Annotated in this window: 14 protein-coding genes; 10 read left to right on the top strand and 4 right to left on the bottom strand. The window is 33.2% G+C overall.

Annotated elements, in window-relative coordinates; all coding sequences use genetic code 11:
- Positions 1–56: 56 nt before the first annotated feature.
- A complete protein-coding gene (locus ACNQGN_RS18535) occupies positions 57–1,082 on the bottom strand; it encodes a sensor histidine kinase (protein WP_417989311.1) in 1,026 nt (341 codons plus the stop codon).
- A gap of 418 nt (positions 1,083–1,500) precedes the next feature.
- On the opposite strand from ACNQGN_RS18535, the gene nagB reads away from it, so the two are divergent.
- The 3 genes from nagB (at position 1,501) to ACNQGN_RS18520 (ending at position 7,368) form a co-directional block, all read left to right on the top strand.
- Entirely contained in the window at positions 1,501–3,438 is a 1,938-nt protein-coding gene (gene nagB, locus ACNQGN_RS18530; RefSeq protein WP_417989310.1) for a glucosamine-6-phosphate deaminase, read from the top strand.
- Between the two features lie 28 nt (positions 3,439–3,466).
- A complete protein-coding gene (locus ACNQGN_RS18525) occupies positions 3,467–5,512 on the top strand; it encodes a beta-N-acetylhexosaminidase (protein WP_417989309.1) in 2,046 nt (681 codons plus the stop codon).
- A 239-nt stretch (positions 5,513–5,751) separates the two neighbouring features.
- A complete protein-coding gene (locus tag ACNQGN_RS18520) occupies positions 5,752–7,368 on the top strand; it encodes an ABC-F family ATP-binding cassette domain-containing protein (protein WP_417989308.1) in 1,617 nt (538 codons plus the stop codon).
- 49 nt (positions 7,369–7,417) lie between these two features.
- On the opposite strand, the gene ACNQGN_RS18515 is transcribed toward ACNQGN_RS18520, so the two are convergent.
- Positions 7,418–8,344 carry a hypothetical protein gene (locus ACNQGN_RS18515; RefSeq protein ID WP_417989307.1) on the bottom strand — a complete coding sequence of 309 codons (927 nt, stop codon included), beginning with the start codon at positions 8,342–8,344 and terminating at the stop codon, positions 7,418–7,420.
- 405 nt (positions 8,345–8,749) lie between these two features.
- On the bottom strand, positions 8,750–8,923 hold the full coding sequence (locus tag ACNQGN_RS18510; protein ID WP_417989306.1) for a hypothetical protein: 174 nt from the start codon (positions 8,921–8,923) through the stop codon (positions 8,750–8,752).
- Between the two features lie 214 nt (positions 8,924–9,137).
- On the opposite strand from ACNQGN_RS18510, the gene ACNQGN_RS18505 reads away from it, so the two are divergent.
- From ACNQGN_RS18505 to ACNQGN_RS18475, 7 genes are all read left to right on the top strand, one after another.
- The gene (locus ACNQGN_RS18505; RefSeq protein ID WP_417989305.1) at positions 9,138–10,322 is read left to right on the top strand and encodes a DUF418 domain-containing protein; all 1,185 of its coding nucleotides are present in this window, start codon (positions 9,138–9,140) and stop codon (positions 10,320–10,322) included.
- Positions 10,323–10,407: 85 nt separating this feature from the next.
- On the top strand, positions 10,408–10,947 hold the full coding sequence (gene pyrR, locus ACNQGN_RS18500) for a bifunctional pyr operon transcriptional regulator/uracil phosphoribosyltransferase PyrR (protein WP_417989304.1): 540 nt from the start codon (positions 10,408–10,410) through the stop codon (positions 10,945–10,947).
- Between the two features lie 53 nt (positions 10,948–11,000).
- Complete coding sequence (locus ACNQGN_RS18495; protein WP_417989303.1) at positions 11,001–11,927, top strand: aspartate carbamoyltransferase catalytic subunit; 927 nt, start codon at positions 11,001–11,003, stop codon at positions 11,925–11,927.
- A gap of 74 nt (positions 11,928–12,001) precedes the next feature.
- On the top strand, positions 12,002–12,334 hold the full coding sequence (locus ACNQGN_RS18490) for a ribonuclease Z (RefSeq protein ID WP_417989302.1): 333 nt from the start codon (positions 12,002–12,004) through the stop codon (positions 12,332–12,334).
- A gap of 116 nt (positions 12,335–12,450) precedes the next feature.
- On the top strand, positions 12,451–13,356 hold the full coding sequence (locus ACNQGN_RS18485; RefSeq protein ID WP_417989301.1) for a ribonuclease Z: 906 nt from the start codon (positions 12,451–12,453) through the stop codon (positions 13,354–13,356).
- A 100-nt stretch (positions 13,357–13,456) separates the two neighbouring features.
- On the top strand, positions 13,457–14,101 hold the full coding sequence (pdxH, locus tag ACNQGN_RS18480; protein WP_417989300.1) for a pyridoxamine 5'-phosphate oxidase: 645 nt from the start codon (positions 13,457–13,459) through the stop codon (positions 14,099–14,101).
- Positions 14,102–14,267: 166 nt separating this feature from the next.
- Positions 14,268–14,771 (top strand): CAP domain-containing protein, encoded by a 504-nt coding sequence (locus ACNQGN_RS18475; protein WP_417989299.1) that lies wholly within the window; start codon positions 14,268–14,270, stop codon positions 14,769–14,771.
- Positions 14,772–15,003: 232 nt separating this feature from the next.
- On the opposite strand, the gene ACNQGN_RS18470 is transcribed toward ACNQGN_RS18475, so the two are convergent.
- Positions 15,004–15,925 (bottom strand): OmpA family protein (locus ACNQGN_RS18470; RefSeq protein ID WP_417989298.1); only part of this gene is annotated, 922 nt, incomplete at its 5' end.

Here is a 15,925-nt window from a genome sequence, read left to right as displayed (position 1 = left end):
AAAAAAGTATTTAATTGTCACTTTTATATCTAAAATGATTAGAAGTATTTGCATTTTCAATTCATCCCCCGTCTAAAGACCCAAGTGTATGGGGGCTTTCTTGAAAAATTATCGTAAATCAATTGTAACCTCTTCCTGGTATTTATTAAACCAATACCTTTTTTGGTATTTAAATTTTGTGAAAGTACAAAATTATTTACTATTTCAAAATTCAATATGGAGCCATCAATGACTTTACAATTTATCTTAATTTTAGGGTTGTCATTATTTAGACCACCATGTTTAAAGGCATTTTCCACAAGAGAAATCAATAATAGCGGGGGGACTTTTACCGCATCGATATTAGAATCTATATTTATGGTTACTGCTACGTTTTCAAAACGGAGTCTCTCTATTTCAATATAATTTTGAATATAATCAATTTCTTTTAGCAGTGGTACAAATTGACTTCCTTCAATGTCATATAAGACATATTCCATCAACTTTGAAAGTTTTATAATTACATCAGAGACTTTCTCCGAGGATTCCAGTGCTAAAGCATATAAATTATTTAAGGTATTGAAGAAGAAATGAGGCTGGATTTGATTTTTTAAATATTTTAGTTCAATTTTAGATTGATTCTCTTTTATAGCGCTGTTTCGTTCCCTTTCATTTAGCCAGATCAAAGTTAAATAAACAGAAGATGCAATTGCGAGTACATAAATTTCACCGATGCATACCGCTACAATATGATTCAATTCAAAAGGTTTGTATTCTCTATTGGCTTCTGGCCAGATGTCTTTTGAAATAATGTAGTAGGTTAGTCCGGTTTTCAATAAATAGACAACTATTAGACTCAATAATAAGGCTAGACAGTATTTGCAATGTTTTGAAGTTAAGACATAACGAGGCAGGAGAAAGTATAAATTAAAATATACTAATGGAATATGAAGGGAAAACCCCAAAATATTGGATTTTAAGGAATATCCATAATCATTAAAATAAGCTCCCCACCGAAGAAAATTCATCAAAAAAAACAATCCCCAAAACCAAAAATGATTTTGACGTTTAATAGCGAATTTTACTTTTTTTATTTTACTCACTTTTAGATGCAACAACTAATGGTTTATTTGTCATATACTATTTTTTAATTTTTTTACAACTTTAATCAATTTGATGCTATAAAAGATCTTTTTTAACTAAAAATGTGGAAAAGTATAAAACAGGGTAAAAAAAGTACATAAGTTGTGCATTTGAAAAACGGATTGTTGACAAAATGATGTCGTTGGTTTAAAATAAAGAGCAGTTGGTATAAATTATTTTTTTTAGAATACCCTTAAAGATAAATTTACACCGTGGCTACAAAAAACGCTTAAAAGTGGAACAAGTTATTTTAATCGTTAACGTAGTGAGCTTCTAAAAAATGGAATAAAAAGAATGAAATCTAATTGGCATAAGTGCTCATTTCTTACACCATTAAAAAAAAGATATCTTTATAAATTAGAATTAAAACAAAATAAAATGAAAAATGTTTTAGAAATTAAACCTGACATCAGTTATAAAAGTGCCGGTAAATTTGAAGAAACTAGATTTGAAAAAATTCATAATGAAATTTTCAAAAACTCAACGGACGCTTCTATAATTGTAGCTCAAGAAATTGCTCAATTAATTAAATCCAAACAAGAGAAAAATAGATTTTGTGTTCTTGGATTAGCAACAGGTTCATCTCCTATAAAGGTTTATGAAGAACTGGTGCGAATGCATAAGGATGAAGGTCTTAGCTTTAGTAATGTAATTACTTTTAATCTGGATGAATATTATCCAATGACTAAAGAGAACAATCAGAGCTATCATTATTTCATGCATCAGCATCTTTTCAATCATATCGACATCAAACCGGAAAACATACATATTCCAGACGGTACGATAGCCATTGAAGAGCTGAATCAATATTGTATTGATTATGAGATGAATATTAAAAATGCGGGTGGATTAGATTTTCAATTGTTAGGAATTGGACGAACAGGGCACGTAGGTTTTAATGAGCCGGGTTCTCACATCAATTCAGGAACTCGAATAATCACCTTAGATCATATAACCAGAGTAGATGCTTCCTCCGATTTTAATGGTATTGATAATGTTCCTAAGAGAGCAATTACCATGGGAGTTTCAACTATTCTAAGATCTAAGAGAATTGTATTAATGGCTTGGGGCCAAAATAAAGCCGATATTATTAAAAGAACTGTTCAAGGAGACGTCAGTTCTGAAGTTCCGGCTACTTTTTTGCAGAGTCACACTAATACCACTTTCGTTTTAGACCAATCGGCAGCTAGCGAATTAACCAGATTTAAAACACCATGGCTGGTTGGAGAATGCATTTGGACACAAGAATTAAAAAGCAAGGCTATTGTTTGGTTATGTCAGAAAACAGATCAATCTATTTTAAAACTAACCGATAGAGATTATAATAATAACGGAATGTCTGATCTGTTAGCTTTGGAAGGTTCAGCTTACGATTTAAATATAAATATGTTCAATGTATTACAGCATACAATAACAGGATGGCCTGGAGGAAAACCAAATACCGATGACACGTATAGACCAGAAAGAGCGAATCCATCCAAAAAAAGAGTTATACTTTTTAGTCCTCATCCGGATGATGATGTAATATCTATGGGAGGAACTTTTTCTAAATTAATAAAACAGGGACACGATGTTAGTGTAGTATATCAAACATCAGGAAACATCGCAGTGACAGATGATGAAGCATTGAAATTTGCGGAAGTTTGCAACGACTTTGTTGGTGCGGATAAGAGTGAAATTAATTTTAAAGCAGTTATCAATTTTTTAAATAGTAAAACCGAGAATCAAATAGATTCGTTAGATGTTAGAAAATTAAAGGGTCTTATAAGACGCCGTGAGTCGTATGCAGCGACAAGATACCTTGGATTGAAAGATGAAAACATTCATTTTTTGGACATGCCTTTTTATGAAACGGGACAAGTAAAGAAAAACCCTATAGGAGAAGAAGATATCGCTTTAGTTGCGGCTATTATCTCCAAAATAAAACCGCATCAGGTTTTTGCTGCGGGAGACCTGGCCGATCCGCATGGTACTCATGAGGTTTGTCTTAATGCAATTTTTGCAGCAATGAAACAATTGAAATCAGAGTCTTATATGAATGACTGTTGGTTGTGGTTGTATCGAGGAGCTTGGCATGAGTGGGATATTCATGAGATAGACATGGCAGTACCATTGAGCCCAGATGAAGTTTTGTTAAAAAGACATGCAATTCTATACCACCAATCTCAAAAAGACAGGGTGATGTTTCAGGGAAATGATTCCAGAGAATTTTGGGTAAGAGCTGAAGATCGCAATAAAAATACAGCAAAATTGTATGATAATTTAGGACTTGCAGAATATGAAGCCATTGAGGCTTTTAAACGTTTTAGTTATTAAAATTATTTTTAAAAACAGATAAAAAATTATGAAATACATTTTAATCTTATTATTTAGTGCTTTTGTCGCGAATGCCCAAATAAAGCAACCGCTAAATCTAATGCCGTGGCCTCAAAATATCAATTTAACAGCTGGTACTTTTGCTTTAAGCAAAAATTTTAAAGTAAATATTACCGGAAATCCAAATCCTCGAATTTTTGTTGGAGCAACCAACTTTTTGCGAAGACTGGACGGTCGAACAGGATTGTTCCTGGAGCAAAGTTTTTTGACAAAAGTCAATGAAAGTCCTGGAGCAGAATTGCAAATAAATTGTGTTCGGAGCGGAAAAATAGAAATAAATGAAGATGAAAGTTATAGACTTACTATTGAGTCCAATAAAATAATTATAAATGCCACATCCGATTTAGGTGCGTTGCATGGTTTGGAGACCTTATTACAATTACTGCAAAATAGCAGTACTGCCTATTATTTTCCTACTGTTGAAATTACCGATTCACCAAGATTTACCTGGAGAGGATTAATGATTGATGGTGCAAGACATTTTCAGCCGGTGGATGTAATAAAAAGAAATCTGGATGCCATGGCTTCGATGAAAATGAATGTTTTTCATTGGCATTTAGCTGACGATCAAGGATGGAGAATTGAATTGAAAAAACATCCTAAATTGACTGAGTTGGCCTCAGATGGGTATTATTATACTCAGGAAGAAATTAAAAACATCGTAAAATATGCAGATGATAGAGGGATTTTAGTTATTCCGGAAATAGATGTTCCGGGTCATGCATCGGCATTACTTACTGCCTACCCTGAAGTGGGCAGTAAAGTAGGTGAAGGAAAAGTTACCTATGATGTGCAAAGAAATTCAGGAATTTTTAATGCAACATTAGATCCCTCAAATCCAAAAACCTATCAATTGTTAAGTGAAATTTTTGACGAGGTTTGTCCTTTATTTTCAGGTGCTTATTTTCATATTGGAGGTGATGAAAATAATGGAAAGGAATGGAATGCAAATCCTAAAATACAGGAATTTAAGAAGAAATATAATTTGGCTAACAATCATGATTTACAAACGTATTTTAACATGCAGCTGCTCCCAATGCTGAAAAAGCACAACAAAAAGATGATGGGTTGGGAAGAAATAATGACTGAGGGTATGTCTAAAGATGCTATAATTCATGCTTGGAGAGGTGCAAATGAGGGGCTTGCCGCTGGAGGTGCACTTATAAAAGCAGCCAAGAGTGGTTACAATACCGTTTTGTCTAACGGGTATTATATTGATTTAATGCTTGGGGTGGAAAGCCATTATTTGAATGATCCGATTTCTAAAAAGGTTACATTAACTCCGGAGGAAAAAGCCAGAATACTGGGAGGAGAAGCAGCTATGTGGAGTGAACTTGCAACGCCTGTAAATATAGATTCAAGGATTTGGCCACGAACAGCTGCTATAGCAGAACGATTGTGGTCCAATGAAAATGTTACCGATATGAAAAGTTTGCACAAAAGATTAAAAACGATTTCATTTAGATTAGAAGAACTTGGGATTACGCATTTAAGAAACAAAGAAGTGATTTTAAGAAACATTAGCAACAATCAAAATACGACTGCCTTAAATGAGTTTTCTAATGTTTGTGAACCACTGAAAATTTATACCCGTAATGGTGGAGGAAAAAAATACCGCATGCATTCTCCATTAACTTTATTTGCAGATGCCTGTACCGCTGATGCTTTAGACGTTTTTGATTTTGAGACCGTGGTAAATAACTATTTAGAAAATAAAAGTAGAGAAAATCAAATTTTAGTAACAAATTTTTTTAGAAAATGGATTGCTATGAATAGTGATTTAGTTGCTTTAAGCGCGGATGCTCCACTGGTTCAACCGCTTTTACCACTGTCAAAAAGTTTAAGTGATTTATCCCAGCAGCTTTTACTGGTACTGGAGAAAAAACAAAAGATAAACCCAATTATTTTGAATGATTTACTGCAGCAATGTAATTCTAAAAAGAACGCCGATGTAGAATTAGCTGTTTACAACAGTTTAAAAAAAGTTGTTATTAAAATTGAAAATCAAAAGTAAGTAGCGGCTAAAAAATCAATTCTGATTAATTCTATTTTAGGTCGGAACTAAGTAGTAGTTTCTTTTTAGATTGGTTCGTGGTTTAAATAAGATACTATTACCATCCTGACAGTACTTTACTTTGTCAGGATTTTTTTTGCCTGATAAGCAAAATGCAATTCATAAAATTGTGTTTTTTCTGAATTAAAAGAATCAGTATTTTTTTCGTACTTTTGCAAAAATTTTTATAAAAAATATTTATGTTAACAGTTAATAATTTATCAGTTCAGTTTGGCAAACGAATTTTGTTTGACGAAGTAAATACTACCTTCACGCATGGTAATATATATGGAGTTATCGGAGCTAATGGTGCTGGGAAATCTACTTTTCTTAAAATAATTGCAGGTGAAATGGATCCTACCTCAGGACACATTCATTTGGAACCCGGAAAACGTATGTCGGTTTTGAATCAAAACCACAATATGTTTGATGAGAGTACCGTTCTTGAGACCGTGATGATGGGTAATAAAACATTGTATGCCATTAAAAAAGAAATGGATGCATTGTATTTAGATTACAACGATAAAAATGCAGATAGAATAGGGGAATTGCAAGTGCAATTTGAAGAAATGAATGGTTGGAATGCTGATTCGGATGCCGCATCGATGTTATCAAATCTTGGAATTACGGAGGAACATCACTATACGTTGATGGGCGATCTTGAGGGTAAAATAAAAGTTAGGGTCCTTTTGGCACAAGCACTTTTTGGGAATCCGGATTTACTTATCATGGATGAGCCTACCAACGATTTGGATTTTGAAACCATCGCCTGGTTAGAAAATTTCCTGGCCAATTATGAAAATACAGTAATTGTAGTTTCTCACGACAGACACTTTTTAGATTCGGTTTGTACTCATATTTCGGATATTGATTTCAGCAAAATAAATCACTATTCAGGGAATTACACTTTCTGGTACGAATCAAGCCAGTTGGCAGCGAAACAACGTGCTCAGCAAAACAAAAAAGCCGAAGAAAAGAAACAGGAATTAGAAGAATTTATTCGTCGTTTTAGTGCGAATGTAGCCAAATCAAAACAAGCTACTTCTCGTAAAAAAATGATTAGTAAGTTGAATATTTCTGAGATAAAACCATCAAGTCGCCGTTACCCAGCGATTATTTTTGACCAAGAGCGTGAAGCAGGAGATCAAATTTTGAATGTCCAAAATTTAAGTGCTTCAATTGAAGGAGATGTTTTGTTTAAAGGAGTAGATCTGAATATGGCAAAAGGCGATAAAATTGTTCTTTTTTCTAAAGATTCCAGAGCGACCACTGCTTTCTATGAAATTTTGAATGGAAATCAAAAAGCAGATTCAGGAACTTACGATTGGGGAGTTACTACAAACCAAGCGTATTTGCCAGTTGAAAATCATTCCTTTTTTGAGAGTGATTATTCTTTGGTGGATTGGTTGCGTCAATGGGTAAAAACAGAGGAAGAACGTGATGAGGTAAATATTCGTAGTTTTCTCGGTAAAATGATTTTCTCTGGCGAGGAAGCTTTAAAAACCTGTAGAGTGTTATCCGGAGGAGAAAAAGTACGTTGTATGTTGTCTCGAATGATGATGGAAAGAGCTAATGTATTGATGCTTGACGAACCAACAAATCACTTGGATTTAGAGTCTATTACGGCTTTTAATAATTCATTGAAAAACTACAAAGGATCTGTAATTTTTACTACTCATGATCATGAATTCTCTCAAACAGTTGCCAATAGAGTGATCGAGTTGACTCCAAATGGAGCAATTGACCGTTACATGACATTTGATGATTACCTTGATGATGAGAAAGTGCAGGAATTGAGAACGAAAATGTATTCTTAATAAAAAAAGAAGGCAGTCTATTTTTGAACTGCCTTCCTTTTATATTTTTTTAATTGCATTCTAATCCTAGAATAGTAGGAGCAATTTCTGCTCCATCGGCATCCTTAATAGACCAGCTTCCGGTAACTATATCTCCGCCATTCAATGAATTCCAAGTAATTCGTACCGTTACTTCAGTACATTCTGAAATACCTCCTTCAACTTTTATTATTCTGTTAGAACTTCCTCCAGGTGTCGATTGTGTTTTTGTTATACCATTGCCACCAGTAACAGTTACAATAGCATCAGCACCTGTGAAATTAGTCAATCCCCCCTGTATTTTGAAATAGGATAAATCGGTATCGGATTTAAAGGTATAAACGGCTTCACGAGTTTGATCGCATGAAAGTGCTTCTCCGGTAAAAGAAGTTACGCAATCAATGCATACACCAAAAAGGGTATAAGAAACATCAAAAGTTGCTTGAGGCCCATTGCCGGCAATTTGTAAGTAAAAGCTTTTGACATCACAAGCTTTCCAACCGGAACTTAAAGGAATAGTTATGGTACCCCATGCATTTGCAGCAACAGGAGCCTTACCTGTCCAATAGGAAATCCCATCTATTTTCAAATCACTCCAGCCTTCCGTACTTTTTACTTTCAAAACAAAATCTGTTGCAGTATTGTAGTATTCAATGTCAACCGTTTTGCTGTTTTGATCATTATTACGGCCACCCCAACTAACAATTTTTTGGTCGGTCGTCGCAAAATATGGGCCATCAGCCTTGATACAATCAATAGCGCAATCACCTTGTGCTATAGAAGAGGAAACAGCAGCTATCATGTTTGTTTTTAGTACATTATTAGCAGGTTTGCTATTTGAGATAGCAGAGGACGTTGTCGCTATTTCTTCCGTTTGACAAGAATACATCATAGTGAAAAAGACAAGTAGGCAAGAAAATTTTAAAAAAAAATTTGATTTTTGGGCAATTCTTTTCATGATTTTTATTTTTAATTGTTAAACTTTATGTTAAATTATTAAAAATTATAGTACAAAATAATGAAAAAGAACTTATTCTACGAACGGATTAGTATATACGATTAAAGGTGTTTTTAAAATGAAATTTTGTAAGTTATTTAATACAGTGATATTTTTTTTAATTACTGAAAACATGTGATATCTAGTATTTAAAAAATAGAAGTTTGCAGTTTTCTCACAAACATTCAGATGGACGAAGTTTTAAAATATAGTTAGAAGCCGTAGCTAAAGGAGCAATAGTATACGGATTGCATACTATAAATGCAGTGAAAAATAGCGGTATTATAAGATTTTAAAAAAAAAAATCTCCCATAAGTACGGGAGATTTTTCATTCATAAGAAAGTTTTAAATAGCATAACAGCCATTTATTTTCTTCCAAAGATTTTACTTATGATAAAAATTACGATGGCGATTACAGCAATTACAATAAAAATACCAACACCCACTCCCGCTTTAAATATACCTTCAATTACGGAACAGCTGGTAAATGAAATTAGTATTATAAAAAGCATTAATAATCTTGTTGTTTGTTTTTGCATGATTTTTAATTTTAAGTTTTAAATTATAATAAAGATACAAAATCAGAGGAGCGATTAGTTATATAATTTTTGTGCTTTCTTGTAAAATTTTATAAATATTTAAAAAGAATAACAAAATGTTAGATTATAATTTATTAATTGCTTTTTTAAAACTACTTTTCATCAAAAAAAATATATTTTTGAATTTTATTTTCTTTTAAATCCAAATTTAAATATGACTAACAGTACTTTTAATTTAAAAGCTCCTCGAATAGAAGTAGTTGATGCCTTACGCGGTTTTGCAATTATGTCTATTATGTTGCTTCACAATGTAGAACATTTTGAGTATTACTATTTTCCGGAATCATTTCCGGAGTGGCTTAAGACATTAGATAAAATCGTATGGGATACCTTGTTTTTTCTTTTTGGAGGTAAGTCTTACGCTATTTTTGCACTTCTTTTTGGGTTCAGTTTTTACATTCAAAACGATAATCAAGCTAAAAAAGGGAATGATTTCAGGGGAAGATTCTTTTGGCGTTTGATGCTGTTATTAGTTTTTGGCATGGTTAATACCGCATTTTATCAAGGGGACATACTTACTTTGTATGCCTTTCTGGGACTTTTACTGATTCCAGTTGTTAATTGGAGAAGCAAAGTTGTTTTTGTTACCGCTGTTGTATTGATGTTGCAACCCTTGGAATGGGCAAAAATCATTTATTATATGTTAAATCCAGATTATGTTGCCCCACCGAATTTATCCAATGCCTATTATGAAAGTATAGGGCTTTATATGAAAAATGGTTCTTTCGTGGACTATGTAATTGGTAATTTGACGTTAGGAAAAATAGCCTCTTTGTTATGGTCATGGGAAAACGGAAGGTTTTTTCAGGCTCCAGCTTTATTTATGTTTGGAATGTTACTTGGTAGAAAACAACTTTTTACAACAACCACCGAAAACACCCACTTTTGGAAAAAGGTATTGCGGTTTGCAATCGTTTTCTTTATTCCATTGTATTTTTTAAAGACTCATATCGTAACTATTATTTCAAGAGTAACGGTATCCAATTCACTAACAATTATAGTTGCTTCCTGGTCCAATGTTGCGTTTATGTTAGTTCTCGTTTCTTCATTTGTTCTACTATACCAAAAGGATTCAATAAATAAGGTTTTTTCTAAGTTGATTCCTTTTGGAAAAATGAGTCTTACTAATTATATCATGCAGTCCATGATTGGGGCATTTATTTACTACAGATATGGCCTTGGCCTTTTTGAATACACAGGAGCTACTTACTGCTTATTGATTGGAATTGTCTTATTTATTATCCAGTTGGCATTTTGTACCTGGTGGCTTAAAACCCATAAGCAAGGGCCTTTAGAATATATTTGGCACAAAGCAACATGGATTTCATTCGGTAAATAAGGAGTACAACCATTTTCTCGCTTTATAATTATAAAATCATAAAGCGGAATTCGTATATTTGCAAAACCAAACAACACACTTTAACATGAGTCAAAAAGTATTACTTACTGCAAAAGAAGTTACTATCATATTACATCGTTTGGCCTGTCAGTTAATAGAAAAACACTTAGATTTTTCAGATACTATTTTGGTAGGGATTCAACCAAGGGGAGTTTTTTTAGCGGAACGTTTAAAAGAAATATTAGAAAAAGAATACCAAACGCCCGAGATTAAGCTTGGTTATCTGGATATTACATTTTTCAGAGATGATTTTCGCAGAACGGATAAACCCTTAGAAGCCAATAAAACCAAAATTAATTTTATCGTTGAAAATAAAAAAGTCATTTTCATTGATGATGTTTTATTTACCGGACGAAGCATACGATCTGCATTGACCGCCATTCAATCCTTTGGAAGGCCTTCAGAAATAGAATTACTGGTTTTGATAGACAGACGTTTTAGTCGTAATTTACCCATTCAGCCGGATTACAGAGGAAGACAGGTAGATGCCATAAATAACGAAAAAGTGAAAGTGAGCTGGAAAGAAAATGATGATGAAGATGGAGTATATTTAATTACAAGTTAGGTACATTGTGCTTAAAAATCTAACTATTAAAAAACTAATAATCGTAAAAAGAAATGAAAGAATTAAGCGTAAATCATTTATTAGGAATAAAATACATCAATAAGAATGATATTGACCTGATTTTTGAAACTGCCGATCATTTTAAAGAAGTCATCAATCGACCAATTAAGAAAGTACCTTCTTTACGAGATATTACTATTGCCAATATTTTCTTTGAAAATAGTACCCGAACCAAATTATCTTTTGAACTGGCACAAAAACGTTTATCTGCTGATGTTATTAGTTTTTCGGCTGCACAATCTTCTGTAAAAAAAGGAGAAACACTAATTGACACCGTAAATAATATACTTTCTATGAAAGTAGATATGGTAGTGATGAGACATGCGAATCCCGGAGCTGCTTATTTTTTATCAAAAAACGTAAAAGCAAGTATTGTAAATGCTGGTGATGGTGCGCACGAACATCCTACGCAAGCTTTATTAGACAGTTATTCCATTAGAGAAAAGTTAGGCGAAGTTGCTGGGAAGAAAGTAGTTATTGTTGGTGATGTTTTGCACTCCAGAGTGGCATTGTCCAATATCTATGCTTTGCGAATGCAAGGAGCAGAGGTGAAGGTTTGTGGACCTAAAACGCTTATTCCAAGATACATTGAATCACTTGGTGTAACCGTAGAACCCAATTTGAGAAAAGCACTTGAATGGTGTGATGTAGCAAACATGTTACGGGTGCAAAATGAGAGAATGGATGTGAATTATTTCCCATCTACAAGAGAATATGCGCAGCAGTACGGAGTTGATAAAACATTATTAAATTCCTTAAATAAAGAAATCGTAATCATGCATCCCGGACCTATTAATCGTGGTGTGGAGATTACCAGTGAAGTAGCTGATTCACATCAATCGGTTATTTTAAACCAAGTAGAAAATGGTGTGGCGATTAGAATGGCAGTTATTTATCTTTTAGCTTCAAAAATTCAGTAATTTAACAGAAAAACTTAGTAACTTAGCTATATAGTAACCTGTCTGCCGCTACGCAGTCTCTGAAACTCAAAAAAATGAAAGTAGATCAAAAAGGCCACACGATTACAATTAAAGATACACAAGGTGATTTTACCTCTTTTTTGATGAAGGTAACGCACCAATACAAAACATTTGAAAAACACAACTTGATTATTGATCTTTTGTTTTACAAAGACTTGCCTGTAAATAGTATAAAGTTATTTTTACCATTATCGAAACAACACAAAAAAGGTAAAAAGTCATTTGTTATCGTAGCTTCAGATTTTGATTATAATGGAGTTCCTGACAAATTAACTGTCGTGCCTTCCTTATTAGAAGCCCATGATATTACAGAAATGGAAGTGATTGAAAGAGATTTAGGTTTTTAAAATTGATTAATCGTCTGTTTGTTGCTTTGGTTAATCGCAGAATCATAAATTTTTGATTCTTGCCATACTTTTGAATGCAGCATATAAACCTGCTACTGAATACTGATCACTATAGAATGAAATTAACAATACTAGGTTGCTACGCAGCAACTCCCCGGACCTTTACGAATCCTACTTCACAAATTTTAGAAATAAAAAACAGACTTTTTCTGATTGATTGCGGGGAAGGTACCCAAGTGCAATTGCGCAAAAACAAAATCAGATTTTCTAAGATTAACCATATTTTTATTTCGCATTTACATGGAGATCATTTTTTTGGATTAGTAGGTTTGGTGTCCACTTTTACCTTACTAAACAGGACAACTGATTTACATATTTATGGTCCAAAAGGAATTAAAGAAATCATCATGTTACAATTGAGATTGTCTAATTCCTGGACAAATTATGGTTTGTTTTTTCATGAATTAGAGTCGGTTGACAGTGAAGTGATTTTTGAAGATGAAAAGGTTTTGGTAAAAACCATTCCATTAAAACATCGCGTTTATACCAATGGTTTTTTGTTCCAGGAAAAAATAGGAGAGCGCAAACTTAATTTAGATGCTGTTCAAAACTATGAAATCGATACCTGTTACTATCAGAAGATAAAAAATGGGAAAGACATTACTCTTGAAGACGGAAGAATCATTGAAAACGATAAATTAACTTTCGACCCTATACCCGCCAAGAATTATGCTTTCTGCTCCGATACCGTTTATAATGAATTAATGATACCTCTTATTGAAAATGTAGACGTTTTGTACCATGAATCTACTTTTTTGCAATCAGAAGAAAATTTGGCTAAAAAAACATTGCATTCCACTTCAAAAGAAGCAGCAATGATTGCTTTAAAATCAAAAGCGAAGCAATTAATTTTAGGACATTATTCTACCAGATACGATAGTATCGAACTATTTAAAGAAGAAGCTGAAACTATTTTCTCAGAGGTACTTTTGGCTGATGATGGGAAAAATTTTGAGTTTTAAAAAAAGAACATAATCCATATCGTATAAAATTGACAGTTGGGTTTTTAAGATTATCAATTCCGATTGATCTTAAAATCGAACAATCTTAAAAATAAAATAAATGAGCGACTTAAGCAATTACAGAAAATCCTACGAAAAGAGTGAGCTATTAGAATCCAATATTCCAGAAGATCCAATAAACCTGTTTAAGCGATGGTTTCATGAAGCAGAAGACTTAGGGACTAACGAAGAAGTTAATGCCATGACTGTCTCTACAATCGGCTTGGATGGCTTTCCAAAGTCGAGAGTTGTTTTATTGAAAAAATTTAACGAAGAAGGATTTATTTTTTATACCAATTATAATTCAGAAAAGGGCAAGGCAATTGATAATAACCCTAAAATATGTCTTTCTTTCTTTTGGCATACTATGGAACGTCAGGTTATTATAAAAGGTATTGCTCAAAAAACCACAGAAACCACTTCTAATAACTATTTTGATTCGAGACCTGATGGAAGTAAATTGGGAGCTATAGTTTCAAACCAAAGTGAAGTAGTGCCCTCGAGAGAATATTTAGAGGAAAATTTAAAGCAATTAGAAAAGGAATACGATAGTATGGTGATTCCCAGACCGAAGCATTGGGGAGGATTTTTGGTTACTCCTTTAGAAGTCGAATTTTGGCAGGGAAGACCTAACAGATTGCATGATAGGATCAGATACACTAGTCAGGAAGATTTCTCCTGGAAAATTGATCGATTGTCTCCTTAATGTAGGAAAAATATACCATTAATTATTTTTATGATGTAGTTCGTCGATTTTATTTGGTAGTTTAGCGATGAAATGTGTAGTTTTAAAATATAATTAAAGCAAAAGATTTATAAAATACCTTAAAGGAGTTTGCCCCCAATCTACTTTAAACTTAAACTACTCTATTATGAAAATAAAATTACTTCGCGCATTATTGCTCGTTACTGTGATATGCACTATGAACTCTTGTTCTTCTGAGGCTTCTGAAGCACCAGCAGTAGATGCAACATCACAAAAGGTAGTTAATTATTCTTATAATGCTATCGAAATACAAACGATGGATTTGATAAATGCTTATAGAGTGAGCATTGGACTAAATCCTTTAGAAAAAATCAATCACATGTCGTACAAGTCAGAAGAGCACGATAATTATATGATCGCTAATAATGTAGTTAATCATAATGATTTTGTAGCTCGCTCTGAGAATATTATGAAAACGTTAGGTGCTAAAACGGTAAGCGAGAATATTGCTTATAACTATAGTACACCTCAGGCAGTTTTGAATGCTTGGCTGGCAAGTCCTGGACATAAAGAAAATATTGAAGGTAATTTTACTCATTTTGGAATTGCAATAAAAGAAGATCCAGCAACAGGTAAAAAATATTACACAAATATCTTTGCAAAAATATAAGTTAATTTTTTGTTTTTTTTTGGAATTTAGAGGCTGTCTTCTCCCCAAAGGACAGCCTCTATTATTTAAGGATAGTAGTAACTAAAAATAACGAAACGCATTCCATTTTAAAAATACAGTGACGTTACTACTTAACACAAAAAAAAGTCTAATAAAATCAATTTTATTAGACTTTTTTTGTGTCGTGAATTTAAAATAAGTGGTCCGAAATAGGGCGACTTTAGGTTAATAATTATAATGCTGTGATTATAAACTCGCTACGTCTATTGAGCTGGTGTTCATCCTCTGTGCATTCTATGGTGTCAGAACAATTGTTTACGAGTTGATTTTCGCCATATCCTTTGCCAATCAGCCTGCTTGAATCAACTCCGTTTTTGATTAACCAGTTTATAGTGGACTTAGCTCTTCTGTCTGATAACGCCTCATTGTATTCAAAGGTTCCACGACTATCCGTATGGGAACGTATATCAAGCTTCATCGTTGGATATTGATTAAGTACATCCAATATTTTTTCCAGATCTAAAGCGGCCTCTACTCTAATATTAGATTTATCAAAGTCGAAGTAAATCATTTTGATACCAAAGCATTTACCCAGGTCATCGCCAATTGTTACTTTACATTTCGCTTTTTCCAATGTGATTGGTAAATATGTTTTTCCATCTTCTGAAGCAATAGTTATTTTTTGTTCTTTGGTGGTGTATTCTGTTTTTTCAGCTCTTACATTATATGTTTTTCCACATTCGACAGCAAAAGAATAATTTCCTTTTTCATCTGAAGTAGTTGTACTGACCAAATTAAATTGACTGTCATATAGGGTTATTTTAGCATTTGGAAGTACTTCTGCAGTAGTTAAATCCGTTATTTCACCATATAAAAGTTGCTCACAGATTAGTCTTTTCGTTTCTAAAAATTTATAAATATCATCATAGCCCTGACCTCCATCTCTGTTTGAAGTGAAAAATCCTCTTCTTGATTTTGTATCAATCAGATACGCAAAATCATCTTTGGGGGAATTGACATCTGCCCCTACATTTTGAACTTCACCGAAAGTTCCGTCTTCGTTTATTTTGGACATAAAGACATCCAATCCTCCCAAACCAGGATGCCCATCGGAGGCAAAATAGATTTCATTCTCATCATTTACAAAGGCAAAA

It is taken from the genome of Flavobacterium rhamnosi (assembly GCF_048286515.1).
Taxonomy (GTDB): Bacteria; Bacteroidota; Bacteroidia; order Flavobacteriales; family Flavobacteriaceae; genus Flavobacterium.
Note: the sequence above shows the minus strand (reverse complement) of the source record. Positions and strands in the feature narration are given on the sequence as shown.

Coding starts and splice junctions, on each gene's coding strand:
- ACNQGN_RS18490 (WP_417989302.1), top strand. CDS start 12,002: ATGAAAGTAGATCAAAAAGGCCACACGATTACAATTAAAGATACACAA.
- ACNQGN_RS18495 (WP_417989303.1), top strand. CDS start 11,001: ATGAAAGAATTAAGCGTAAATCATTTATTAGGAATAAAATACATCAAT.
- ACNQGN_RS18520 (WP_417989308.1), top strand. CDS start 5,752: ATGTTAACAGTTAATAATTTATCAGTTCAGTTTGGCAAACGAATTTTG.
- ACNQGN_RS18525 (WP_417989309.1), top strand. CDS start 3,467: ATGAAATACATTTTAATCTTATTATTTAGTGCTTTTGTCGCGAATGCC.
- ACNQGN_RS18510 (WP_417989306.1), bottom strand. CDS start 8,923: ATGCAAAAACAAACAACAAGATTATTAATGCTTTTTATAATACTAATT.
- ACNQGN_RS18475 (WP_417989299.1), top strand. CDS start 14,268: ATGAAAATAAAATTACTTCGCGCATTATTGCTCGTTACTGTGATATGC.
- pyrR (WP_417989304.1), top strand. CDS start 10,408: ATGAGTCAAAAAGTATTACTTACTGCAAAAGAAGTTACTATCATATTA.
- pdxH (WP_417989300.1), top strand. CDS start 13,457: ATGAGCGACTTAAGCAATTACAGAAAATCCTACGAAAAGAGTGAGCTA.
- ACNQGN_RS18515 (WP_417989307.1), bottom strand. CDS start 8,344: ATGAAAAGAATTGCCCAAAAATCAAATTTTTTTTTAAAATTTTCTTGC.
- ACNQGN_RS18485 (WP_417989301.1), top strand. CDS start 12,451: ATGAAATTAACAATACTAGGTTGCTACGCAGCAACTCCCCGGACCTTT.
- ACNQGN_RS18505 (WP_417989305.1), top strand. CDS start 9,138: ATGACTAACAGTACTTTTAATTTAAAAGCTCCTCGAATAGAAGTAGTT.
- nagB (WP_417989310.1), top strand. CDS start 1,501: ATGAAAAATGTTTTAGAAATTAAACCTGACATCAGTTATAAAAGTGCC.